Consider the following 21,312-nt stretch of genomic DNA (forward strand, 5'->3'; position numbering starts at 1 on the left):
GTCTCCCCCAGCGGGTTTGCTCTACCGCGGGGCATGCGAAACCCCCGCGGTACCACCGGGGTCGGACCATGCTCGCGGTCACGTCCGGATCGCCTCGGGCAGCACGGTCCGGGGGCGGGCCGTCACGACCACGAGGGTGCCGGTCAGTGCGATCGCGGCGAAGACGGTCAGCGCCCCGGTGGTGCCGACCACCCCGGCCAGGGTGCCGCCCAGCAGCGCGCCGACCGGGATGACGAGCTGGCCCATCGAGCGCGAAAGCCCGAGCACCCGGCCGAGCCGGTCCGGCGGGGAGAGGAGTTGCTGCAGGGTCACCGAGCTGACCGCCCAGACGGTCGCGCAGAAGCCGAACACCAGCTGATAGGTGATCAGCACCGGCAAGGCGTAGCCCAGCGAGGCCGCCGGGATCAGGAACAGGGCGGCCGCGGCGAGCGGGCCGAAGACCGGGATCACCCTGGTCAGGCCGACCCGGGCGATGACCTTCTCGGCGGTGAAGACGGCGGTCACGGCCGCCACGCTGAAGGCGGCCGTGGTGAGACCGACCTCGCCGGGGCCCAGGTCGGCGACCTGATAGGCGAAGTAGGCGAAGAGGCCGCCCAGCCCGGCCCCGCCGAAGTTGAGGGCGGCGGCGGCGACCGCGAGCCGGGCCAGCACCGGTTGGCCACGGAGCACCCCGAGGCCCTCCCGCAGGGACTCGGCGATCCCCGGCCGCCCGGTCACGGCCTCCGGTACGGCATCCCGCTGGAGCCCGGGCAGGCTCAGGGCCAGGGCGGACAGCCCGTAGCTGACCGCGTCCGCGACCATCGCGGTGGCCGCCCCGACGGCCTGGACCAGCCCGGCGGCCAGCCCGGGCCCGGCGATCTGGCCGACCGAGCGGGCCCCGGCCAGCTTGGCGTTGGCGGCGACCAGGCCGTCCTCGGGCGCGAAGTCGGACACCGCGGTCGGCACCGCGATGGAGGAGAGCCCGCCGAGCGCACCGGAGACAGCCGCCACCCCGTAGAGGTGGACCAACGTCAGCGTGCCGGCGGCGTGCGCCAGTGGCACGGTGGCGATCAGCAGGAGCTGGATGACGTCCACGGTGACCAGCAGTCGCCGACGGGAGGCGACCCGGTCGACCAGCACCCCCGCGAACGGCCCGGTCAGGCCCTGCACCCCGTACTCCAGGGCGAAGAGCAGGGAGGCGGCCAGCGGCCCGGCGTCCAGGAGGAGGATCGCCAGCGTCGGCAGTGCCAGCGCCGTGACCTGCGTACCCGCCACGCTGACGCCCTGGGAGAACATCAGGGCGGGCACGGCTCTCCGGGAGGGGGAAGGAGGAGCGGCCACAGGGACGGTTCCCACGCCCTCATCTGTCATGCCCCTCAAGCTACTTCACCACATCGAGGCGCAGAAGCCCGTGCCGGACAGCCCTGTTCGCACGCGAGAAGTCGGCCGAACCGACTTCTCGCGCAGCGGGCCCGTACGGCTCCCCTTCCGGGATACCGGTTCGCGTGCGATGATCCAGGTCAGGGGAGGGGGAGCCATGGGCCTTGTCATCGCATTCCTGGTCGCGCTCGTTTCTGTCGTCGTCGGCATCACCACGTTCCTGATCCACCGGGAACGAGCTCGCCGACACTGGACGGACGAGGCGGAGGGCCAGCTGATCGAGCAGCAGCGCACCGCCCAGGCCGCCCGGATCCGCGCCACCTACTCCAGCGTGTCCATGCACCACGGCAACGGGCTGGTCACCGACGACCTGCACAAGCACTACAGCTGAGCGATGCCCAGGGCACGAGCGACGCCGACGCTCCTCAGGGCGTGAGCGAGGCCAGTGCGGTGGGCCGTACCGCGCCGGCGGCGGCCGATCCGTGCAGCAGGGCGGCCAGGTCGTGGGGCGGAGCCGGCTCACCGGTCGGGGTCGCCGCGGTGATGCGGTCCAGCCGGAAGCCCCGGCCGGCCTGGCGGGTGCGGCACCAGGCGATGAGGTACCACTTGCCGTCGGCGGTGAGCAGTCCGGCCGGTTCCACGGCGCGGTCGCTCTCCCGCCCGGCCGCGTCGGCGTAGGACAACCGCAGCACCGTGCCGTCGGTGAGGGCCCGCTCCACCGCGGTGCGGACCGATTCCGCGGTCCGGGTCGGCAGCGCGACGATCCGGGCGGCGAGTCCTTGGGCCGCCGTCACGGCGGGGCCGCTCATCGAGGCGGCGATCTTCTGAGCGGCCGTCCGGGCCGCACCTGCGTACGGGGCCGAGGCGTCGGCGGCGGCGAGCGCGGCGACCAGGGCCGAGGCCTCGTCGGGGGTGAAGCGGATCGGCGGGAGGGTCATCGCCGGGTCGATCGACCAGCCCCCGCCCCGCCCGGTGGTGGCGCGCACCGGAACGCCCGACTCCATCAGCGCCTGGAGGTCGCGCTGGACGGTGCGCGCGCTCACCTCGAACCGCGCGGCGAGCGCGCCGACCGTCAACGATCGCGGCGCCGCCGCGCGCAGCTCTTCCACCAGTGCGTAGAGCCGAGGGGTGCGGTTCATGCGGCCGACGCTACCGCTACGCGACGGCCAGGAAGTCCCGCTCCCGCTGCTGTTCCCGCGCGGTGACGGTCAGCGGGAACAGGATGAAGCCGTGCATCGCCCCGGCGACGACGCCGAGTCGGACGGGCGCCCCGGCCGCCTGCCAGCGCTGGGCCAGGAACAGGGAGTCGTCCAGCAACGGGTCCTCGGTGCCGACGACGATCCGGGCGGGCGGCAGTCCGGCCAGGTCGGCGTACAGCGGCGAGATCTCCGGGTCGCGGCGCTCGTCCGGGCTCATGCCCGGCGTGAAGAGCTGGTAACTCCCCCGCACCGAGTCGGAGTTGCTCAGCAGCGGCCGGGAACCGAACAGCCGCTGGCTCGGCGTCATCGACAGGTCGTACGGGCCGAAGGCCAGGTGGGCCGCCCGGAACGCGTCGGCGATGCCGTGCCGGTCACGCAGCCGCAGCAGGGTCAGGACGCTCAGGTGGGCGCCCGCCGACTCACCGCCGATCAGCAGCCGCCGGGTGCCGAACTCGGCCTCGGCGTGCTCCACCAGCCAGCGGGCGGCGGCCTCGCAGTCGTCGGGCCCGGCGGGGAAGGGGTGCTCCGGGGCCAGGCGGTAGTCCACGCTCAGCACGGCCAGTCGGGCTTCGGCGGCCAGGCTCCAGAGCTTCTCGTCCTGCCCGTCGGCCGAGCCGAACGCCCAGCCGCCGCCGTGGATGTGCAGGTACACGCCGTCGACGTGCTCCGGCCGGAACACCCGGACCTTCACCCCGGACGGGAGGACGCGGTCCTGGCCCTGGGGCAGTCGCACCGGGGGCGTGTCGCCGCCGAGCCGGTTGCGTCGCAGGTGCGCTATCAGGGCCGCGTCGGGCGCTTGCCCGCGCGTGGGACGGAGGGCGGCGGCGGCCTCGAACTGCTCGTTGAAGGCCAGGGTCTCGGCGAGGCAGTCCTCGTCTGTGATCGTCATGAGTCGATCATCGCGACCGTTCGCGACAACAGTCTGTCACCCTTCTTCGGTGACCTGCGTCACGGAATCGGGCGGGCGGACTCCGGGCCGACATGGACGTCCGACTCATCGCGCTCGCCTATGCGCAGGACGCCGGCCTCGCCCCCCCTGGGACGGACTCTGGCGGCTCTACACCTTCTCCGTCCCCGAGCGGCGCCGACCGGAACGCGACGCCCTTCGTACGGCGTTGACCCGATTCGGCGCCGTCGCGCTCGCGCCCGGCGCCTATGTCAGCCCGCACGACCTCCTGGCGGAGCTGGTCGGCGAGACCTCGGAGGCGACGGAGAACGACCCGCTGCTGCCACCGGAGTTGAGGCCCGCCCCGTGGCGGCCGTCGCAGCTCCGGCGCGAGTTCCAGGAGCGGTGGACGGCGATGCGGAGGCAGGCGCCGGACCCGTCGCTGTTCCGTGCCTGCGACATCCCCGAGGCGCCGTCGGCCTGAGGCCTGTCTCCTTGGTCGTCTGCGGAGCCGGACGGGGACGGCCGCGAGGTGGGACGCCGGGGTCAGCGGGGCGGCGGGATGATCCCGGTCAGCCACTTGAAGGTCGGGACGACCAGCGGCTTCCAGGTCGATGTCAGGTGTGGACCGGTGGTCTCGAACGGCGTGACGGCGGTCGGGCTCTTCGCCGCCTGTTGGAGGGCGGTCGCGTCCTCCAGCCCGTCGCCCCGCCTGCCGGTCACGTAGAGCGCGACGTTCGGCGGCGTCTGGGCGTGGGTGAGGATGTAGAGCGGGTTGGAGGTCTCGCGCAGCTTCGGGTCCTTGGCGGTCAGTGAGCCCGGTTCGCCGGCCGGGTCGTTGTAGCCGGACATGCTGATCGCGGCGCGGTACCGGTTCGGGTGGGAGAGCGCGAGGCGCAGGGCGCAGTGGGCGCCGGCCGAGTAGCCGGACAGGGCCCAGCGGTCCGGCGTGGTGTCGGCCCGGAAGTTGTCCACGATCATCTGCGGGACGTCCCGCGAGAGCCAGGTGTCGGCGTTGACCTTGCCCGGGATGTCGGCGCACCCGGTGTCGGTGTTGCCGAGGAGGGTGACGCGCGGTGTGACCAGGATGAACGGGGTCACCTGACCGGACTTCATCAGCGGTTCCAGCTGTTTGGTCGCTTCCATGGCATCGCCGAACCAGGCGCTGGAGGAGCCGGGGAACCCGACGAGCAGTTCGACCACCGGGAAGGTCTTGTCCTTGTACGCGGGGTCGTCGTACTGCGGCGGGGTCCAGACCAGGACCTCGCCGTCGACTCCGGAGAGCCGGCCCTTGAGGTCGGCCTGCTTCACGCTCCTGGGCACGGCGTCCGAGTCAGGCGCGTGGAAGGCCTGCGGCACCTTCGGCGCGGGGGTGCCGGATGGGCCAGCGGAGGCGGCACCCCGGTCGCCGGCCAGGCCCTCGTCCTTCGGGGGCACGGGCACGGCCCGGACGTGGCTGGAGTTGCCCAGCAGGTCCCCCCAGTTGTCGTAGAGCTGGTTCTCGTTGTTGACGATCACGAAGACCATGGCCACGGCGGTGAACTGGCAGAGCAGCACCGTGCCGAGGTAGGAGAGCGCGCGCAGCGGCGTGCGCCGCTGTTCCGGGGTTCGCGCCCGCCCGAAGAACCTTCCTTGGCCCAGCCATTGCGCCATGGCCAGCGCGATGGAGCCCACGAACAGAACGATCGTGAGGATGAGGAAGGGGGTGCCCGTCAGGTTCATCGTGCTCGGAGCCGGTTTCTGTGCCAGCCGGGCCCGCGTGCCCGGTCACAGGGGAGACTCCCGGGAACTGTCGTTCGGTTGCCTCCTCCTGGGAATTTCCTGGGAGCGCCCTTGACGAACGACGGGGATGCGGCCGCTGCCGCCACTGCCAGGCGGCCGGACGCGGCCGCGACCCGACAGTTCCGGAACGTCATCTGCCAGGTGAAGGGGGGTCCGCTGCTTCTGAAATCCGCTGGTCCGACCTCCACACCAAGTCCGACAATCGCCGGATGACCGATGATCAGATCGACTGGGGGCGTCTGCGCGCGGCCCGTCGAGGCAGCAAGCGCTTCTTCTCCGGCAGCCGCCCCGCCACCGTCCAGGAGCGTCTCACCGCCCTCGCCGTCGATGGCCTCCAGGTCGCTGACCCGAATCATCGCACCAGCCCATCGACGGCCCGATCCGGAAATCCGGTGGGCCACCCCAGGGACTTTGTGTCAGAATGACGATATGAGCAAGCAGCGTGTGGGGGACCTTGCCGACGTCCGCAACCGCGAGGACCTGGCCGCCCTGATGGCCACCGGGGCCCGGCCGAAGTGGGTGATGTTCTGGGGCCACACCCAGCGCAAGGCCGGCGAAACCCGGCAGGAGTGCCTGAGCCAGTGGTGGCCCGGGCGGTTCACCGTCGACGGGGTGACGTACGCGTCCGCCGAGCACTGGATGATGGCCGGCAAGGCCCGGATGTTCGGGGACGAGGCCATCGAGCAGCGCGTCCTGGAGGCCCGCACGCCCGCCGAGGCCAAGAAGCTCGGCCGACTGGTCAAGGACTTCGACGAGCGGACCTGGACGGCCGGCCGGTTCGAGCTGGTCGTCGAGGGCAATGTCGCCAAGTTCGGCCAGGACGAGGCACTTCGCGCGTACCTGCTGGGCACGGGCGGACGGGTGCTGGTCGAGGCCAGCCCGCTGGACCGGGTCTGGGGCATCGGGCTCGCCTCGGACGACATCCGCGCCGAACGCCCGCTGGAGTGGCGGGGGTTGAACCTGCTCGGCTTCGCGCTGATGGAGGCGCGGGCGCGGCTGGCGCAGTGAGGCCGGTCATCCCCCTGCTGGACGGGACGGTGGCGGTCTCGGCCGTCGCCGCCCTGCTGTCGGCGCCCGGCGTGCTGCGCCGGGAGCCACGCCCCGGACGCGAAGGGCGCTTCGGGCCCGAGGGGGCGCTCGCGCTCGTCGTGGCGCTCATCTTCCTGAACCAGGCGCTGGTCGCGGTCTACGTCCAGCGGGTGAAGGGCGGGAGCACGGCGTTCATCACCCGCTACCTGCCGCCCGGGTGGTTCGACGTACCGCGCCTGGACCGCCTCGCCGCGCACTTCCCAGCACCGGAGCTGCTGGCTCCGTCCGTGCTCCGGGTGCAGGCGTTCCTCGAACTCCCGCTCGTGCTGCTGACGTTCGTCGCCGTACTGCGGCGGCTGGACCGGCGGCTGTACGTCCGGGTGGCCCGCTCGCCGCTGATCCCACTCGCGGCCGCCTCGTACACGGTGGCGTTCTGCGCGGTGGAATGGGACCTGCGGAATCCGTACACGGTGGACGACATCCTCCTGCGGGTGCTCTCCGGAGCCGTCACACCGGTGCTGATCTCCTGGCTGGCGAGGCGCGAACCCGCCGAGCACCGGCCCCCGCGCAACCCGCTGCTGTTCGTTCTCGACCTGTGGGCGTACGGGCAGTTGATGCTGATGCTGTACGACACCGTGCTGCTCTACGACCTCGCCCGGATCGGCGGGCATCTGCCGTCCGCCGTAGCGGCGTTGGCCGTTCTCACGGCCACCCGACTCGTCGAGCACCGGACGCCGTCGCCGACCGGCCCCCGGGTCACCGCGCTCACCGGGGCGATCGGACGGGCGCTCGCGCTCTTCCTCGTCCCGGCCCTGGCGATCCGCTACGCCGGCACCTTCGGCACGCCCCAACTCGCCGCTCTCGCAGGCCTGGTCGCGCTCGGAGCGGCGGTTCGGCGCGACACCCCGCGGCTGCTCCCGGCGGCCCTGGCGGGTGCGGTCGCCGGCTACGCCGTGGCACGGATCGCCCCCGGCCCGTACTACGAGGCGACCCTGCTGCGGAGCGCGACCGGCGCACTTCTCGCAACGACCGCCCTCTGCGCGCTCCTTGACACCACTCGCACACGGCTGGTCGTGCGCTCTTAACTCCCCAGCCACATAACGACGCCAGGATGTCCCACAGTCAGGGTCTGGATGGACAGGTTGGGGCGATCATGCGCATGCGGCCGACGGCACAATCCGCAGGCCAGCAGCCGGAGGGCGAGCACCGTGCCGCCGAACTCCGGGCGGAACTGGACGAGTTACTCCGCGCGAGCCGCTACGCGAGCCAACGCGAACAGCGGTTGAACGAGGCGATACGCGCGACCCCGGGCCGCCACCGCCCGGACGGGGACCTGCTGCGACAGCTCGCCCAGGCCCGCACCCTCCGCGAGGGCCTGGGCGCCCGCTGCCTCCAACTGAGTGACCAGCTGGAGGAGTTGGAGCTCAAGCTCAGACACCGGCAGCATCCCCACGAGGAACCGGAACCCCAGCCGAGGCAGACCCCACCGCCGCCCCCCACCCGGCCCGACCTCGGCGGCCTCACCGAGCGGATCACCACCCTCCACCGCACCGGCGCCCTCCCCGAGGCCGAAGAGCTGCTGAACCAGGCCGCCGCCCTCCTCGCGCCCGCCGACACCGCCCTCCTGGTCGGCATGCTCTCCCAGCGCGGCCCGACCGGCGTCTCACTCCGCCTCGCCCGGACGGCCGCCCGGGGCGCCCCCGACCACGCCGTCGCGGTGCTGGCCGAGCTACGCGAACTGGGGCTGGCGGAGGAGGCGGCGGAGCTGTTCCACGCCTTCTGGGCCTACCCGGCGGCCGCGATCCCCGATCTCCTCGGGGCCCTGGAGCGGGCCGGTCAGCACGCCGACGGCGCGACCCTGCTCTGGGAGTGGGGCTCCGCCCCGACGCCCGAGCTGACCTCCCTCGCCGCCTGCCTCCAGCAGCACGGCCGCCCCGCCGACGTCCGCACCCTGCTCCGCCAGGCCGCCGGCCGCCCCACCGCCGACCTCGCCGACCTCGCCGCCGAGCTCCCGCCCGCGCTCGTCAGCCTCCTGCTGAACGAGCTGGCCGCCCTGCGGCCACCCGTCGAACTGGTCCGCCTGGCCGCCGCCCTGGACGGCACCCCGGACCTCTACGGCCAGTTACTGGCGGCCCTCCTCGCCGACGGGCCCCGCCACCGCACCACCCTCGCCGCCCTCCGCACCGCCGGTCTGCCGACCGCCCCGCCCGCCGCCCCGCGCTCCCGCTGGGGCCGGCGATAAGGGGCGCCTCCCGGCCGACGGGCGCCGAAACGGCAAGGAGCCCCCGCCGCCCCTGCGATCAGGGCGGACGGGGGCTCCCGGAGCCGGAGGAACCGGCCTAGCAGCCGATGAGGCGCGCGCCCAGGTACGCCTTCACCTGGTCGAGCGACACGCGCTCCTGCGACATGCTGTCGCGGTCGCGGACGGTCACCGCGTTGTCCTCAAGGGTGTCGAAGTCGACCGTCACGCAGAACGGCGTGCCGATCTCGTCCTGGCGGCGGTAGCGCTTGCCGATCGCGCCGGCGTCGTCGAACTCGACGTTCCAGGCGGTGCGCAGGTCGGCGGCCAGGCCGCGGGCCTTCGGGGAGAGGTCGGCGTTGCGGGACAGCGGCAGGACGGCGACCTTGACCGGGGCCAGGCGCGGGTCGAGCCGCATGCCGACGCGCTTCTCCATGACGCCCTTGGCGTTCGGCGCCTCGTCCTCGAAGTAGGCGTCGATCAGGAAGGCCAGCATGGCACGGTTGAGGCCGGCCGCCGGCTCGATGACGTACGGGAAGTACCGCTCGCCGCTCTCCTGGTCGAAGTACTTGAGGTCCCGGCCGGACGCCTCGCTGTGCACCCGCAGGTCATAGTCGGTGCGGTTGGCCACACCCTCCAGCTCGGAGAACTCGGAGCCGCCGAAGTTGAAGCGGTACTCGATGTCCACGGTGCGCTTGGCGTAGTGGGACAGCTTCTCCTTCGGGTGCTCGAAGAAGCGCATGTTCTCGGTGCGCAGGCCGAGGTCGACGTACCAGTCCCAGCGCTGCTGGAGCCAGTACTCGTGCCACTGCTCGTCCTCGCCCGGCTTGACGAAGAACTCCATCTCCATCTGCTCGAACTCGCGGGTGCGGAAGATGAAGTTGCCGGGGGTGATCTCGTTGCGGAAGCTCTTGCCGGTCTGGGCGATGCCGAACGGCGGCTTCTTGCGCGAAGTGGTCTGGACGGCCGCGAAGTTGGTGAAGATGCCCTGCGCGGTCTCCGGGCGCAGGTACGCCAGGCCGGCGGCCTCCTCGGTGACGCCGAGGTGGGTCTTCAGCATGCCCGAGAAGTCCTTGGGCTCGGTGAACTGGCCCTTGGTGCCGCAGTCGGGGCAGTTGACGTCCTTGAGGCCGTTCGGCGGCGGGAAGCCGTGCTTGGCCTCGTACTTCTCCTCCAGGTGGTCGGCCCGGTGGCGCTTGTGGCAGGACATGCACTCGGTCAGCGGGTCGTTGAAGGTGGCGACGTGGCCGGAGGCCTCCCAGACCTCGCGGGCCAGGATCACCGACGAGTCCAGTCCGACGACGTCCTCACGGGCCTGGACCATCGCACGCCACCACTGGCGCTTGATGTTCTCCTTGAGCTCGACACCCAGCGGTCCGTAGTCCCAGGCGGCACGCGTGCCGCCGTAGATCTCGCTGCAGGGGTAGACGAAGCCACGGCGCTTGCTCAGGCTGACGATCGTGTCGATCTTGTCGGCGGCCACAGTGCTCTCTTCAGTACGTACGGCACGGTCAGGGCACGGCTGGTTGCGCGTACCCGAATACCTCAGGTTACCGGCCAGATGGGTACGGGGTTCAAATCGGTATCGTCCGTCCTCCCCCATCCACCGCCACCTGCCGTTCACCCATCCGAGTGAGTTGACAATCATTTCCACTTGAGATGAGAATGATTGTCATGATGATCCGACGACCTGCCCGCACCTCCATAGCCCTGGCCGCCACCGCCCTCACCGCCTCCCTGGCCCTCACGGCCTGCGGCGGCAGCAGCAGCGCCAAGGGCACGGACGGCAAGCTGAACGTCGTCGCGTCCTTCTACCCGATGGAGTTCCTGGCCCAGCAGATCGGCAAGGACCACGTCTCGGTCACCGACCTCACCGCCCCCGGCGTCGAGCCGCACGACCTGGAGCTCACCGCCAAGCAGGTCGCCGGCGTCCAGAAGGCCGACGCGATCGTCTACCTCAAGGGCCTGCAGCCCACCGTCGACCAGGCCGTCGACCAGTCCGGCAGCAAGCACAAGATCGACGCCACCGCCGCCAGCCCGCTGGTCGACCACCACCTCGACGAGGACACCAAGGAAGCCGACGGCCACAAGCACGAGGGCCCGGCCGGCGACCCGCACATCTGGCTCGACCCGTCCCGCTACGCCGCGATCGCCAAGAGCGTCGGCGACGAGTTCGCCAAGGCCGACCCGGCGCACGCCGACGACTACAAGAAGAACACCGACGAGCTGGTCACCAAGCTCACCGCCCTGGACCAGGACTTCCGCGACGGGCTGAAGGACACCAAGACCAAGACCTTCGTCACCAGCCACGCCGCCTTCGGCTACCTCGCCGACCACTACGGCCTCACCCAGGTCGCCATCAACGGCGTCGACCCGGAGTCCGAGCCCACCCCGGCCCGTCTCGCCGAGGTGCAGAAGGCCGCCAAGGACAACGGTGTCACCACGATCTTCTTCGAGACCCTGGTCAGCCCCAAGCTCGCCGACACCGTCGCCAAGGACCTCGGCCTCAAGACCGCCGTCCTGGACCCGCTGGAGGGCGTCAAGGACCCCTCCAAGGACGACTACCTCTCCGTCATGAAGCAGAACCTGGCCAACCTCCGGGCCGCCCTCAACGCGAACGCCACCAGCTGACAGGACGCAGCGCCATGACCCACCCGATACCCCCGGCCGTCCGCCTCCGTGACGCCGTCGCCTCGCGCGGCGGCCGGCCGGTGCTGCGCGGCGTCGACCTCACCGTGGAACCCGGCGAGGTCGTCGCCCTGCTCGGCGCCAACGGCTCCGGCAAGTCGACCACCGTCAAGGCCGTGATCGGCTCGGTGCCGCTGGAGCGGGGCACCCTGGAGCTGTTCGGCAACCCGTACGGCTCCTTCCGCGCCTGGCACCGGATCGGGTACGTCCCCCAGCGCACCACCGCCGCCTCCGGCGTCCCGGCGACGGTGCGCGAGGTGGTCTCCACCGGACGGCTGGCGCAGCACGGGCTGCTGCCCTTCCGCCGCAAGGACCGCGAGGCGGTGGACCGCGCGCTGGCCGCCGTCGGCATGCTGGACCGGGCCGGGGACGGCGTGGCCGACCTGTCCGGCGGCCAGCAGCAGCGGGTGCTGATCGCCCGCGCCCTGGTCGCCACCCCCGACCTGCTGATCATGGACGAGCCGATGGCCGGCGTGGACGCCGCCAGCCAGCAGGTGCTCGCCGACACCCTGCGCGCCGAGGTCGGCCGCGGCGCCTCCGTCCTCCTGGTCCTGCACGAACTCGGGCCGCTGGAGCCGCTGATCGACCGCGCCGTGGTGCTGCGGGACGGCTGCGTCGCCCACGACGGCCCGCCCGTGCCCAACACCGGCCTGCACGCGCTGCCCGGCCACGACCACGTCCACCCGCACGCCGACCTCACCCCGCCGAGGCTGCTCGCATGACCGAGATGCTCTCCTACGACTTCATGCAGCGCGCCCTGCTCGCCGCCGTGCTGGTCGGGATCACCGCCCCCGCCGTCGGCATCTACCTGGTGCAGCGCCGCCAGGCCCTGATGGGCGACGGCATGGGCCACGTCGCGATGACCGGCGTCGGCCTCGGTTTCATCTTCCAGACCAGCCCGGTCTGGATGGCCGTGCTGGTCTGCGTGCTCGGCGCGGTCACCATGGAGCTGGTCCGCTCGCGCGGCAACCAACGCGGCGACATCGCCCTCGCGATGCTCTTCTACGGCGGCATGGCCTGCGGCAAGCTGCTCGTCTCGCTCTCCGCCCAGGCCGGGGCCGGCTCGCTGGAGAGCTACCTGTGGGGTTCGATCCTCACCGTCGCCCCCGAGGACCTCGCCGCGATCGCGGTGCTCGGCGCGGTGGTCATCGCGGTCACCGTCGGCCTGCGCCGCCAGCTCTTCGCGATCTGCCAGGACGAGGACTTCGCCCGGGTCACCGGCGTGCCGGTGCGCACCCTCAACCTGCTGCTCGCGGTGATGGCCGCGGTCACCGTCACGGTCGCCATGCGGGTGGTCGGGCTGCTGCTGGTCAGCGCCCTGATGGTGGTCCCGGTGGTCGCCGCCCAGCAGCTCACCCGCTCCTTCGCCGCCACCCAGGCCGCCGCCGTCGCGCTCGGCGTGGTGGTCTCGCTGGCCGGCGTCACCGGCTCCTACCACCTCGACGTGCCCTCCGGCCCGGCCATCGTGCTGCTCGCCATCGCGGTCTTCGCGGTGTTCAGCGTGATCGCCGCGCCGCTCGCCCGGCGCCGTCACCGCCGGGGCGGCGACGCCGATCAGGGACCGAAGGTCTGCGACGTCCAAATCCCCGACCAAATCGCGGGAAAGACTTCCTCCGGCACGACCACCTCGGAGGGGCGCGCGGGGCTGGCACAATGAGGTGCGAGACGCCCACGACCCCAGGAGGACCCACGGTGACCACCGCAGGCCCGTCGCCGCGCGCCCGATCGACCCGGCAGCGTGCCGCCGTCTCGGCGGCCCTGGACGAGATCGCGGACTTCCGCAGCGCGCAGGAGCTCCACGACCTGCTCAAGCACCGCGGGGACTCCGTCGGCTTGACCACGGTCTACCGAACGCTCCAGTCACTCGCCGACGCCGGCGAGGTGGACGTGCTGCGCACCGCCGACGGCGAGGCCGTCTACCGCCGGTGCAGCAGCGGGCACCACCACCACCTGGTCTGCCGGCACTGCGGCGCGACCGTCGAGGTGGAGGGCCCCGCGGTGGAGCGCTGGGCCAACTCGGTCGCCGCCGAGCACGGGTTCAGCGACATCGCGCACACGCTGGAGATCTTCGGCACCTGCGCGGAGTGCGCGCAGAAGGCCTAACGGCGGCCCGTACGGGGGCAGCCCGTACGGACGTACGGCGAAGGGCCCGCGGGATCCCGCGGGCCCTTCGCCGTACCCGGTGTCAGCACACCGGCGTCAGCACACGGACGTCAGCGCTGGCCGGGCAGCCCCACCGGCCCGGTGACGTCGTTCGGGATCGCCCCGCCGAAGCGGCGGTCGCGCATCGCGAACTGCTCGCAGGCGCGCCACAGGTCACGGCGGTCGAAGTCCGGCCAGAGCACGTCCTGGAACACGAACTCGGCGTACGCGGACTGCCAGAGCAGGAAGTTGGAGGTGCGCTGCTCGCCGCTGGGGCGCAGGAAGAGGTCCACGTCCGGCATGTCCGGGTGGTACATGTACTTGGCGAGGGTCTTCTCGTTGACCTTCTTCGGGTCCAGCCGCCCGGCCGCGACCTCCCGCGCGATCGCCTGCGCCGCGTCGGCCAACTCGGCCCGGCCACCGTAGTTGACGCACATGTAGAGCGTCACGGCGTCATTGCCCTTGGTCTGCTCCTCGGCGACCTGCAGCTCCTGCACGACGCTCTTCCACAGCTTGGGCATCCGGCCGGCCCAGCGGATCCGCACGCCCAGCGCGTCCATCTCGTCGCGGCGGCGGCGGATGACGTCCCGGTTGAAGTTCATCAGGAACTTCACCTCGTCGGGCGAGCGCTTCCAGTTCTCGGTGGAGAACGCGTACAGCGAGATGTTCTTGACCCCGAGCTCGATGGCGCCCGCCAGGACGTCCAGCACGACGGACTCGCCGACCTTGTGGCCCTCGGTGCGGGGCAGCCCGCGCTCCTTGGCCCAGCGGCCGTTGCCGTCCATCACGATGGCGACGTGTTCGGGGACCAGCTCGCCGGGGATCTTCGGCGGCTGTGCGCCGCTGGGGTGCGGGGTCGGGGGAACGTACGCCCGTTGCTTGCCGCCGCCGAAGAGCCGTCGCGCTGCCATGTGCTCACTTCTCCACGTATCTCATCGAGCGGATGCCCCGCTCCAGGTGCCACTGCAGATAGGCCGCGACCAGGCCGCTGCCCTCCCGCCAGTACCGCGGCTCGCAGGCGTCGGCCGTCTGCCAGTCCCCTGACAGCAGCGCCCCGAGCAGTACCAGTGTCTCAGGGGAGGGTACGGCACATCCGGGCACCCGGCAGTCCGCGCAGAGCACCCCGCCCGCCGGGAGCGAGAAGAAACGGTTCGGCCCGTCCAGACCGCACTTGGCGCAGTCCGTGAAGCTCGCGCCGTACCCGTTCACCGCGAGCGAGCGCAGCAGGAAGGCGTCCAGCACCAGGTGCGACTCGTGCAGCCCGGCCGCCAGCGTGCGCAGCCCGCCCACCAGCAGCAGGTACTGCTGGACGGCCGGCTCGCCCTCGTTCTCGGCGAAGCGCTCGGCCGTCTCCAGCATCGCCGTGCCGGCGGTGTAGCGGCCGTAGTCGGTCACGATCGAACCCCCGTACGGGGCGATGGTCTCCACCTGGGTGCACAGCGGCAGCCCGCGCCCGACCAGTTCGCTCCCCCGGCTGAAGAACTGCACGTCCACGTGCGAGAACGGCTCCAGGCGGGCGCCGAACTTGGACTTGGTCTTGCGCACCCCGCGCGCCACCGCCCGCACCTTGCCGTGCTGGCGGGTCAGCAGGGTGATGATCCGATCGGCCTCGCCGAGCTTCTGCGCCCGCAACACGACGCCGTCGTCCCGGAAAAGACTCATGCGGTCCATTCTCCCCCAGCCGCGGGGCGGCCGGGGCGCCCGCCGTCGGGCAGCCGTGGTGCCCGCACCGGGGCCGTGGGGGAGGACCACTGCGATGCGGGTCACGGCGGGCCCGGAGGGGGGTTCGGGCCCGTTTGTGGGGGATTCGAAAGGTCTACGGCCGGGACGGGTCTAGAGGTTCTCGTACGGCGCCCGGGTCGCCGCCTCCAGCAGCTCCGTGACCGCGGGCTGCGGCAGGTCCAGGCAGCGCCCGACCGCGGCCAGCGCCTCGCGCTCCTCGGGCAGGTAGCGCCCGTCCGCCAGGGCGATCGCGGCGCCCTGCAGCAGCAGGCGCTCACGGCCCTGCCGGGCCAGGTGCGGGGCGAGCGGTTCGAGCACCGCGTGCAGTTCCACGGCGAGGCCGCCGGACATCCCGTGGGCGTCGTACAGTTCGCCGCCGAGCCCGGACAGCGCGGCGAGCGCGGCCAGCACCTGGGCCTCGCCGCAGTCCTCGAACCCGGCCTCGCGCACCGCCGCACAGGCCGCCTCACGGGCCGCCCGGTGGGCGGTGCCGCCGGCCGCCAGCAGGGCCAGCGCGACGGTGTACTGACCGTCCCGCAGCATCCCGCCGAGGCGTACGCTGGTGGGCTGTTCCAGGGCCTCGACGCCGTACCGGCCGTGGCAGCTGGTGCACTGCACGCTGCCGATCACCGGCCCGAGCGGGACCACCGGGGACCCCAGGAGTCGCAGCCACCGCCGGCCGTGCTGCCGACGATAGTTGCGGTCCCCGCCGCAGCCCGGGCAGAAGAAGTCACCGAGAACGTCGGTCCGCCACCGCGGGCGAACACCCCACAACCTGGTCACGGCGCCACTCCCCAGACATGGCAGGCGGCCTGCACAACTATGGGCAGGTCACGCGACCGGACACCGAGGCCGTCCCACCGACCCGGCTTTCCGGTGGATCGATGTTGCCACGGTTACCGGCACGTGTCAGTACCTCGAACGGCTTCCGGCCCGAAAAAATGTGGCGCAGACCACAGCGCGTGCCGCACGCGGCGAAGGGCCGCCCCTGTGAACGGCCCTTCGCGTACCACCTGCACGAATTACCCGCGCTGCGAGCGGTTGACGGCGCTGATCATCGCCTTCAGCGAGGCCAGCACGGTGTTGCCGTCGATGCCCACGCCCCACAGCACCTTGCCGTCCACCGCGCACTCCACGTACGCGGCCGCCTGGGCGTCGCCGCCCTCGCTCAGCGCGTGCTCGGCGTAGTCCAGCACGCGTACGTCCACGCCGATCCGGGCCAGCGCGTCCGCGAAGGCCGAGACCGGGCCGTTGCCGGCACCGCTCAGGGTCACCGTCGCGCCGTCCACCACGGCCTCGGCGCTCAGCGCGTCCCGGCCGTCCTCGGTGGTCAGGGTGCGCGACCCGGTCAGCGACAGTCGGCCCCACGGGTTGGCCGGGGTCGGCAGGTACTCGTCCTCGAAGACCCGCCAGATCTCCGCCGGGGTGACCTCGCCGCCCTCGGCATCGGTCTTGGCCTGGATGATCCGGGAGAACTCGATCTGCATCCGGCGCGGCAGGTCCAGCTTGTGGTCGTTCTTCAGGACGTACGCCACACCGCCCTTGCCGGACTGGCTGTTGACCCGGATGACCGCCTCGTAGGTGCGGCCGACGTCCTTCGGGTCGATCGGCAGGTACGGCACGCCCCAGGTGTGCTCGTCCACCGGCACCCCGGCCGCCCTGGCGTCCGCCTCCAGGACGTCGAAGCCCTTCTTGATGGCGTCCTGGTGCGAGCCGGAGAAGGAGGTGTACACCAGGTCGCCGGCGTACGGGTGGCGGGGGTGCACCTCCATCTGGCTGCAGTACTCGGCGGTGCGGCGCACCTCGTCGATGTCGGAGAAGTCGATCTGCGGGTCGATGCCCTGCGAGAACAGGTTCATCCCCAGCGTCACCAGGTCGACGTTGCCGGTGCGCTCGCCCTGTCCGAACAGGCAGCCCTCGATCCGGTCCGCGCCCGCCGTGTAGGCCAGCTCGGCGGAGGCGACGGCCGTGCCGCGGTCGTTGTGCGGGTGCACCGACAGGCAGACGAACTCGCGGCGGGACAGGTTGCGCGACATCCACTCGAACTGGTCGGCCTGGACGTTCGGGGTGGCCCGCTCGATGGTGGCCGGCAGGTTCAGGATGATCTCGCGGCCCTCGCCCGGCTGCCAGACGTCCATCACCGCCTCGCAGACCTCCAGGGCGAAGTCCAGCTCGGTGTCCACGAAGATCTCCGGCGAGTACTGGTAGCCGAAGACGGTGTCGTCGCCCAGCAGCTTCTCGGCGTACTCCATCACCAGCCGGGTGCCGTCGACGGCGATCGCCTTGGTGGCCGCCTTGTCGTTGCGGAACACCACCCGGCGGAACAGCGGCGCGGTCGCGTTGTACAGGTGGACGGTCGCCCGCGGGGCGCCGATCAGCGACTCCACGGTCTTCTCGATCAGCTCCTCGCGGGCCTGGGTCAGCACCGAGATGGTGACGTCCTCCGGGATCGCCCCCTCCTCGATCAGCGACCGCACGAAGGCGTGGTCGGTGGCCCCGGACGACGGGAAGCCGACCTCGATCTCCTTGTAGCCCATCCGCACCAGCAGGTCGAACATCTTGCGCTTGCGGGCCGGGGACATCGGGTCGATCAGCGCCTGGTTGCCGTCCCGCAGGTCCGTGGAGAGCCAGCGCGGCGCCTTGGTGATCACCTTGTCCGGCCAGGTGCGGTCCGGCAGGTCGACGGTGCCGAACGGCAGGTAACGCCCGTACCGCATGCCCGAGGGCTGCTGGCGCACGGAGGCGGCGGTGATCGGGGTGGGCCGGTCGACGAAGGCGCGAGCGGCGGGGACGGACGCGGCGGAGGTCTGCTCGGTCATGGAGGTGACTCTCGGCTTCCTGTGGATGCGTGGTGCGGGGCGGGTCGGGATGGATCAACACCGACTGGCCGGCCTCTGCTGCCGCTCGCGATTCGCCATCGGATCGCCGTTTCCGCGCACAGCTCGTTCCCCGCGGCGAGGGAGCCGGCCCCTGGGGACTACAGGCCCTCGACGCGGCAGCTAAGAAGAAGCAGCCCGTTGCGCATGATGCCCCAGCGTAACCCAGGGCCGCGCGCCCCCGAAGTGATCCGGGCTTCCGTTCCACTCCTTGAGACGCCGACCGGTCATGTCAAAGATGGTGACAACCGGTCATCAAGGCCTCACCCTGGGCCACATGACCATGACTGCACGAGTCCCGCTCTGCGCGATCGTCCCGCCGTACGTCCTGGACCGCCTCGCCGAGGCCGGTCACGAGCCCGCCGTCCGCTCCCTCGCCCTCGACGCCGCCCACCGCGCGGCCCGCCTCGCTCCTCCCCCTCCGGTCCCCGCGAACCCGGGCCTCGACCGGGTGATCGCCGACGCCGGTCACAACCAGCGGCTGCCCGGCCGCACCGTCCGCACCGAGGGCCAGGCCCCGGCCGCCGACGCCTCCGTGAACCACGCCTACGACGGCCTCGGCGCCACCTTCGCGCTGTACGCCGACGTCTTCGGCCGCGACTCGATCGACGGCCAAGGGCTGCGCCTGGACGCCAGCGTGCACTACGGCCGGGACTACGACAACGCCTTCTGGAACGGCCAGCGGATGGTCTTCGGTGACGGCGACGGCGAGATCTTCGGCGACTTCACCGCCTGCGTCGACGTCATCGGCCACGAACTCACCCACGGCGTCACCCAGTTCACCGCCGGACTGGAGTACCAGGACCAGCCCGGCGCGCTCAACGAGTCGGTCTCCGACGTCTTCGGCTCGCTGGTCAAGCAGTACGCACTGCGCCAGAACGCCGCCGACGCCGACTGGTTGATCGGCGCCGGGCTGCTCGCCCCCGGCATCCAGGGCGTGGCGCTGCGCTCGATGAAGGCCCCCGGCACCGCCTACGACGACCCGCAGCTCGGCAAGGACCCGCAGCCCGCGCACATGCGGGACTACGTCCAGACCTCGGAGGACAACGGCGGGGTGCACATCAACTCCGGCATCCCCAACCACGCGTTCTACCTGCTGGCCACCGCCCTCGGCGGCCAGGCCTGGGACCACGCCGGGCGGATCTGGTACGACGCGCTGACCGGCCGCCGGCTGCCCGCCGACGCCGACTTCACCGCCTTCGCCCGGGCCACCGTGGCCGCCGCCAAGGCCCGTTACCCCGACCAGTCCTCGATCGCGGACACCGTGACGGCCGCCTGGGCGCAGGTGGGGGTCAGCCCGGGCTGAACGATGCCTGTCCGAGGCGGGCCCCGGGCCCGTCCGGTGGGTCTCGTCGGATCGGGCAAGGGCCCGCCGGGCGGGCCCCGAAGGTCACGGTCCGGGAAAAGCGCCGCACCGGCCCTCCCTGCGTAGCACCATGGACACCATGCGTATCCAGGTGACCCGGACCGGCGGCCTCGCCGGAATCGTCCGCCACGCGGAGCTCGACACCGCCGAGCGCGTGGACGCCCCGCACGTCCACGCGCTCGCCCGCGAGGCCGTCGCCGGCGGGCAGCGCGCGCCCTCGTACGGGGTGCCGGACGGCTTCCACTACGAGATCACCGTCGACGGCCGGACGGTGTACTGCGCCGACCCCAAGCTCACCGACTCGCAGCGCGAGCTGGTGTCGCTGGTGCTGCGCGAGGGCGCGTGACCCCCGCGCGGCACTCGCGGGTGTGCGATCGCGGCGTTGCCGGATCCCCCGTCAGAAGCCGAGCTTGCGCAGCTGCTTGGGGTCGCGCTGCCAGTCCTTGGCCACCTTGACGTGCAGGTCCAGGTAGACCGGGGTGCCGAGCAGCGCCTCGATGTGCTTGCGGGCGGTGCTGCCGACGTGCTTGAGGCGGGAGCCCTTGGCGCCGATGACGATGGCCTTCTGGCTCTGCCGCTCGATGTAGACGTTGGCGTGGATGTCCAGCAGCGGGCGGTCCGCGGGGCGACCCTCGCGCGGCAGCATCTCCTCGACCACGACGGCCAGTGAGTGCGGCAGTTCGTCGCGCACGCCCTCCAGCGCGGCCTCGCGGATCAGCTCGGCGACCATGATCTGCTCGGGCTCGTCGGTGAGGTCGCCGTCCGGGTAGAGCTGGTCGCCCTCCGGCAGGAGCTTGGTGAGCAGGTCGGCGACCAGCTCGACCTGCTTGTCGCCGACCGCGGAGACCGGGATGATCTCGGCCCACTCGAAGCCCAGCTCGATCCCGAGCTGGTGGATGGCGATGAGCTGCTCGGCCAGGCGCTTGGAGTCGACCAGGTCGGTCTTGGTGACGATGGCGACCTTGGGGGTCTTCTTGATCCCGGCGATCTCCTTGGCGATGAACTTGTCGCCGGGGCCGATCTTCTGGTCGGCGGGGAGGCAGAAGCCGATCACGTCGACCTCGGCCCAGGTGGTGCGGACCAGGTCGTTGAGGCGTTCGCCGAGCAGGGTGCGCGGCTTGTGCAGACCGGGGGTGTCGACCAGCACGAGCTGGGCGTCCGGGCGGTGCACGATGCCGCGCACGGTGTGCCGGGTGGTCTGCGGGCGGTCGGAGGTGATCGCGACCTTCGTCCCCACCAGGGCGTTGGTCAGGGTCGACTTGCCCGCGTTGGGGCGGCCGACGAAGCACGCGAACCCGGAGCGGTACGAGGAGGAAGGGGCATTCATGGGCTCCATTCTCCCTGATCACCGGAGCCCCGCCGTCCGGGCCCCGGGTTCAGGCGGTGCTCAGCCCTTGTCGTCGCCCCGCCCGATCAGCGAGAACACCACCAACAGCACCAGAAAGCCGATCGAGCCCCAGAGCCAGGCCGGCGAGTCGGTCTCCTGCCACTTGCCCATCCCCATCACGAACAGCAGCAGCCCGGCGATGAACGCCAACGCCCCCATGCCCCAGTCCCCTCACCGAGTCCACTCCCCCGGTGAGATTATCGGCTGAGCACATGGGGGCAGTGCCTGCGGTACGGCCATGGGGGCAGTGCCCGCGGTACGACCCGCCGAGACCCCTCAGCGGGCCTCGGCCGACACCCGCAGCGTCCCGTCCGGACCGGCCAGCAGTACCGGCGTCCCGGCCCCGCCCAGGTCCCGTACGGCGGCCAGGTCGGCCTCGGCCGGCTGCTCGGCCTCGCTCACCACGGCGGCCGCCTCCAGCGACTTCGCGCCGCTGGCCACCGCCATCGCCACCGCCGTCTGCAGCGCGCTCAGCTTCAGCGACTCCAGCGCGACCGTCCCGGCCACGTAGGTGCGGCCGGTCTCGTCACGCACCGCGGCCCCCTCGGGCACGCCGTTGCGGGCGCGGGCCGAGCGGGCCAGGGTGATGATCTTCTTGTCTTCGGGGTCGAGCTCGACGATGTCACTCATGCCGCCG

The 21,312-nt window shown here is 71.9% G+C and carries 24 protein-coding genes; 12 read left to right on the top strand and 12 right to left on the bottom strand.

Going from position 1 to position 21,312, the window contains the following annotated elements:
- Window positions 1-78 precede the first annotated feature (78 nt).
- Complete coding sequence (locus tag ABZW30_RS03965) at window positions 79-1,287, bottom strand: MFS transporter (RefSeq protein ID WP_355669450.1); 1,209 nt, start codon at window positions 1,285-1,287, stop codon at window positions 79-81.
- 229 nt (window positions 1,288-1,516) lie between these two features.
- On the opposite strand from ABZW30_RS03965, the gene ABZW30_RS03970 reads away from it, so the two are divergent.
- Complete coding sequence (locus ABZW30_RS03970; protein WP_355669451.1) at window positions 1,517-1,750, top strand: hypothetical protein; 234 nt, start codon at window positions 1,517-1,519, stop codon at window positions 1,748-1,750.
- Between the two features lie 34 nt (window positions 1,751-1,784).
- On the opposite strand, the gene ABZW30_RS03975 is transcribed toward ABZW30_RS03970, so the two are convergent.
- Together ABZW30_RS03975 and ABZW30_RS03980 are read right to left on the bottom strand one after the other, a co-directional pair.
- Window positions 1,785-2,498, bottom strand: coding sequence for a YafY family protein (locus ABZW30_RS03975; RefSeq protein ID WP_355669452.1), 714 nt, complete (start codon window positions 2,496-2,498; stop codon window positions 1,785-1,787).
- A gap of 16 nt (window positions 2,499-2,514) precedes the next feature.
- A complete protein-coding gene (locus tag ABZW30_RS03980) occupies window positions 2,515-3,447 on the bottom strand; it encodes an alpha/beta hydrolase (RefSeq protein ID WP_355669453.1) in 933 nt (310 codons plus the stop codon).
- On the opposite strand from ABZW30_RS03980, the gene ABZW30_RS03985 reads away from it, so the two are divergent.
- A complete protein-coding gene (locus tag ABZW30_RS03985; protein ID WP_355669454.1) occupies window positions 3,446-3,928 on the top strand; it encodes a hypothetical protein in 483 nt (160 codons plus the stop codon). The two genes, ABZW30_RS03980 and ABZW30_RS03985, sit on opposite strands and share 2 nt — an antisense overlap.
- Before the next feature lie 62 nt (window positions 3,929-3,990).
- Here ABZW30_RS03985 and ABZW30_RS03990 read toward each other — a convergent pair whose 3' ends face one another.
- On the bottom strand, window positions 3,991-5,166 hold the full coding sequence (locus ABZW30_RS03990) for an alpha/beta hydrolase-fold protein (protein WP_355669455.1): 1,176 nt from the start codon (window positions 5,164-5,166) through the stop codon (window positions 3,991-3,993).
- Window positions 5,167-5,435: 269 nt separating this feature from the next.
- Here ABZW30_RS03990 and ABZW30_RS03995 point away from each other — a divergent pair, with 269 nt between their 5' ends.
- From ABZW30_RS03995 to ABZW30_RS04010, 4 genes are all read left to right on the top strand, one after another.
- Window positions 5,436-5,651, top strand: a complete 216-nt coding sequence (locus tag ABZW30_RS03995; RefSeq protein WP_355669456.1) for a hypothetical protein — start codon at window positions 5,436-5,438, stop codon at window positions 5,649-5,651.
- A 4-nt stretch (window positions 5,652-5,655) separates the two neighbouring features.
- A complete protein-coding gene (locus tag ABZW30_RS04000; RefSeq protein WP_355669457.1) occupies window positions 5,656-6,234 on the top strand; it encodes an NADAR family protein in 579 nt (192 codons plus the stop codon).
- On the top strand, window positions 6,231-7,340 hold the full coding sequence (locus ABZW30_RS04005; protein ID WP_355669458.1) for a hypothetical protein: 1,110 nt from the start codon (window positions 6,231-6,233) through the stop codon (window positions 7,338-7,340). Before ABZW30_RS04000 ends, ABZW30_RS04005 begins: the two co-directional genes overlap by 4 nt.
- 68 nt (window positions 7,341-7,408) lie before the next feature.
- Window positions 7,409-8,497 (top strand): hypothetical protein, encoded by a 1,089-nt coding sequence (locus tag ABZW30_RS04010; RefSeq protein WP_355669459.1) that lies wholly within the window; start codon window positions 7,409-7,411, stop codon window positions 8,495-8,497.
- 97 nt (window positions 8,498-8,594) lie between these two features.
- Here ABZW30_RS04010 and ABZW30_RS04015 read toward each other — a convergent pair whose 3' ends face one another.
- Window positions 8,595-9,977, bottom strand: a complete 1,383-nt coding sequence (locus tag ABZW30_RS04015) for a glycine--tRNA ligase (protein ID WP_355669460.1) — start codon at window positions 9,975-9,977, stop codon at window positions 8,595-8,597.
- 191 nt (window positions 9,978-10,168) lie between these two features.
- Between ABZW30_RS04015 and ABZW30_RS04020 the strand changes: the two genes are divergently transcribed.
- The 4 genes from ABZW30_RS04020 to ABZW30_RS04035 are packed head-to-tail and all read left to right on the top strand — an operon-like array spanning window position 10,169 to window position 13,285.
- Window positions 10,169-11,125 carry a metal ABC transporter substrate-binding protein gene (locus ABZW30_RS04020; RefSeq protein WP_355669461.1) on the top strand — a complete coding sequence of 319 codons (957 nt, stop codon included), beginning with the start codon at window positions 10,169-10,171 and terminating at the stop codon, window positions 11,123-11,125.
- A 14-nt stretch (window positions 11,126-11,139) separates the two neighbouring features.
- Window positions 11,140-11,904, top strand: a complete 765-nt coding sequence (locus tag ABZW30_RS04025) for a metal ABC transporter ATP-binding protein (RefSeq protein ID WP_355669462.1) — start codon at window positions 11,140-11,142, stop codon at window positions 11,902-11,904.
- On the top strand, window positions 11,901-12,839 hold the full coding sequence (locus tag ABZW30_RS04030) for a metal ABC transporter permease (RefSeq protein ID WP_355669463.1): 939 nt from the start codon (window positions 11,901-11,903) through the stop codon (window positions 12,837-12,839). The genes ABZW30_RS04025 and ABZW30_RS04030 overlap by 4 nt, the downstream gene beginning before the upstream one ends.
- Window positions 12,840-12,874: 35 nt before the next feature.
- Window positions 12,875-13,285 carry a Fur family transcriptional regulator gene (locus ABZW30_RS04035; RefSeq protein ID WP_355669464.1) on the top strand — a complete coding sequence of 137 codons (411 nt, stop codon included), beginning with the start codon at window positions 12,875-12,877 and terminating at the stop codon, window positions 13,283-13,285.
- Window positions 13,286-13,395: 110 nt separating this feature from the next.
- Here ABZW30_RS04035 and ABZW30_RS04040 read toward each other — a convergent pair whose 3' ends face one another.
- The 4 genes from ABZW30_RS04040 to leuA form a co-directional block, all read right to left on the bottom strand.
- Window positions 13,396-14,235 carry an isoprenyl transferase gene (locus ABZW30_RS04040; RefSeq protein ID WP_355669465.1) on the bottom strand — a complete coding sequence of 280 codons (840 nt, stop codon included), beginning with the start codon at window positions 14,233-14,235 and terminating at the stop codon, window positions 13,396-13,398.
- A 4-nt stretch (window positions 14,236-14,239) separates the two neighbouring features.
- On the bottom strand, window positions 14,240-14,986 hold the full coding sequence (gene recO, locus ABZW30_RS04045; protein WP_355669466.1) for a DNA repair protein RecO: 747 nt from the start codon (window positions 14,984-14,986) through the stop codon (window positions 14,240-14,242).
- A 171-nt stretch (window positions 14,987-15,157) separates the two neighbouring features.
- On the bottom strand, window positions 15,158-15,829 hold the full coding sequence (locus ABZW30_RS04050) for a TerB family tellurite resistance protein (RefSeq protein ID WP_355669467.1): 672 nt from the start codon (window positions 15,827-15,829) through the stop codon (window positions 15,158-15,160).
- Between the two features lie 239 nt (window positions 15,830-16,068).
- Window positions 16,069-17,865, bottom strand: a complete 1,797-nt coding sequence (gene leuA, locus ABZW30_RS04055) for a 2-isopropylmalate synthase (protein WP_355669468.1) — start codon at window positions 17,863-17,865, stop codon at window positions 16,069-16,071.
- A gap of 340 nt (window positions 17,866-18,205) precedes the next feature.
- Between leuA and ABZW30_RS04060 the strand changes: the two genes are divergently transcribed.
- A complete protein-coding gene (locus tag ABZW30_RS04060) occupies window positions 18,206-19,228 on the top strand; it encodes a M4 family metallopeptidase (protein WP_355669588.1) in 1,023 nt (340 codons plus the stop codon).
- Window positions 19,229-19,367: 139 nt separating this feature from the next.
- Complete coding sequence (locus ABZW30_RS04065; protein WP_355669469.1) at window positions 19,368-19,634, top strand: protealysin inhibitor emfourin; 267 nt, start codon at window positions 19,368-19,370, stop codon at window positions 19,632-19,634.
- Between the two features lie 51 nt (window positions 19,635-19,685).
- Here the strand turns inward: ABZW30_RS04065 and era are convergent, their stop codons facing one another.
- The 3 genes from era to ABZW30_RS04080 form a co-directional block, all read right to left on the bottom strand.
- Window positions 19,686-20,615, bottom strand: coding sequence for a GTPase Era (gene era / locus ABZW30_RS04070; RefSeq protein ID WP_355669470.1), 930 nt, complete (start codon window positions 20,613-20,615; stop codon window positions 19,686-19,688).
- Window positions 20,616-20,675: 60 nt separating this feature from the next.
- Entirely contained in the window at window positions 20,676-20,834 is a 159-nt protein-coding gene (locus tag ABZW30_RS04075) for a hypothetical protein (protein WP_355669471.1), read from the bottom strand.
- Between the two features lie 117 nt (window positions 20,835-20,951).
- Entirely contained in the window at window positions 20,952-21,305 is a 354-nt protein-coding gene (locus tag ABZW30_RS04080) for a cytidine deaminase (protein WP_355669472.1), read from the bottom strand.
- Between the last annotated feature and the right edge of the window lie 7 nt (window positions 21,306-21,312).

The sequence above is a fragment of the Kitasatospora sp. NPDC004669 genome, from assembly GCF_040609455.1.
Lineage (GTDB): Bacteria > Actinomycetota > Actinomycetes > Streptomycetales > Streptomycetaceae > Kitasatospora.

Excerpts from the sequence above, each read along its gene's own strand:
- ABZW30_RS03970 (WP_355669451.1), top strand. The coding sequence starts at position 1,517 with ATGGGCCTTGTCATCGCATTCCTGGTCGCGCTCGTTTCTGTCGTCGTC.
- ABZW30_RS03975 (WP_355669452.1), bottom strand. The coding sequence starts at position 2,498 with ATGAACCGCACCCCTCGGCTCTACGCACTGGTGGAAGAGCTGCGCGCG.
- ABZW30_RS03985 (WP_355669454.1), top strand. The coding sequence starts at position 3,446 with ATGAGTCGATCATCGCGACCGTTCGCGACAACAGTCTGTCACCCTTCT.
- ABZW30_RS03980 (WP_355669453.1), bottom strand. The coding sequence starts at position 3,447 with ATGACGATCACAGACGAGGACTGCCTCGCCGAGACCCTGGCCTTCAAC.
- ABZW30_RS03990 (WP_355669455.1), bottom strand. The coding sequence starts at position 5,166 with ATGAACCTGACGGGCACCCCCTTCCTCATCCTCACGATCGTTCTGTTC.
- ABZW30_RS03995 (WP_355669456.1), top strand. The coding sequence starts at position 5,436 with ATGACCGATGATCAGATCGACTGGGGGCGTCTGCGCGCGGCCCGTCGA.
- ABZW30_RS04000 (WP_355669457.1), top strand. The coding sequence starts at position 5,656 with ATGAGCAAGCAGCGTGTGGGGGACCTTGCCGACGTCCGCAACCGCGAG.
- ABZW30_RS04010 (WP_355669459.1), top strand. The coding sequence starts at position 7,409 with ATGCGCATGCGGCCGACGGCACAATCCGCAGGCCAGCAGCCGGAGGGC.
- ABZW30_RS04020 (WP_355669461.1), top strand. The coding sequence starts at position 10,169 with ATGATGATCCGACGACCTGCCCGCACCTCCATAGCCCTGGCCGCCACC.
- ABZW30_RS04025 (WP_355669462.1), top strand. The coding sequence starts at position 11,140 with ATGACCCACCCGATACCCCCGGCCGTCCGCCTCCGTGACGCCGTCGCC.
- ABZW30_RS04030 (WP_355669463.1), top strand. The coding sequence starts at position 11,901 with ATGACCGAGATGCTCTCCTACGACTTCATGCAGCGCGCCCTGCTCGCC.
- ABZW30_RS04040 (WP_355669465.1), bottom strand. The coding sequence starts at position 14,235 with ATGGCAGCGCGACGGCTCTTCGGCGGCGGCAAGCAACGGGCGTACGTT.
- recO (WP_355669466.1), bottom strand. The coding sequence starts at position 14,986 with ATGAGTCTTTTCCGGGACGACGGCGTCGTGTTGCGGGCGCAGAAGCTC.
- leuA (WP_355669468.1), bottom strand. The coding sequence starts at position 17,865 with ATGACCGAGCAGACCTCCGCCGCGTCCGTCCCCGCCGCTCGCGCCTTC.
- ABZW30_RS04060 (WP_355669588.1), top strand. The coding sequence starts at position 18,206 with ATGACTGCACGAGTCCCGCTCTGCGCGATCGTCCCGCCGTACGTCCTG.
- ABZW30_RS04065 (WP_355669469.1), top strand. The coding sequence starts at position 19,368 with ATGCGTATCCAGGTGACCCGGACCGGCGGCCTCGCCGGAATCGTCCGC.
- era (WP_355669470.1), bottom strand. The coding sequence starts at position 20,615 with ATGAATGCCCCTTCCTCCTCGTACCGCTCCGGGTTCGCGTGCTTCGTC.
- ABZW30_RS04075 (WP_355669471.1), bottom strand. The coding sequence starts at position 20,834 with ATGGGGGCGTTGGCGTTCATCGCCGGGCTGCTGCTGTTCGTGATGGGG.
- ABZW30_RS04080 (WP_355669472.1), bottom strand. The coding sequence starts at position 21,305 with ATGAGTGACATCGTCGAGCTCGACCCCGAAGACAAGAAGATCATCACC.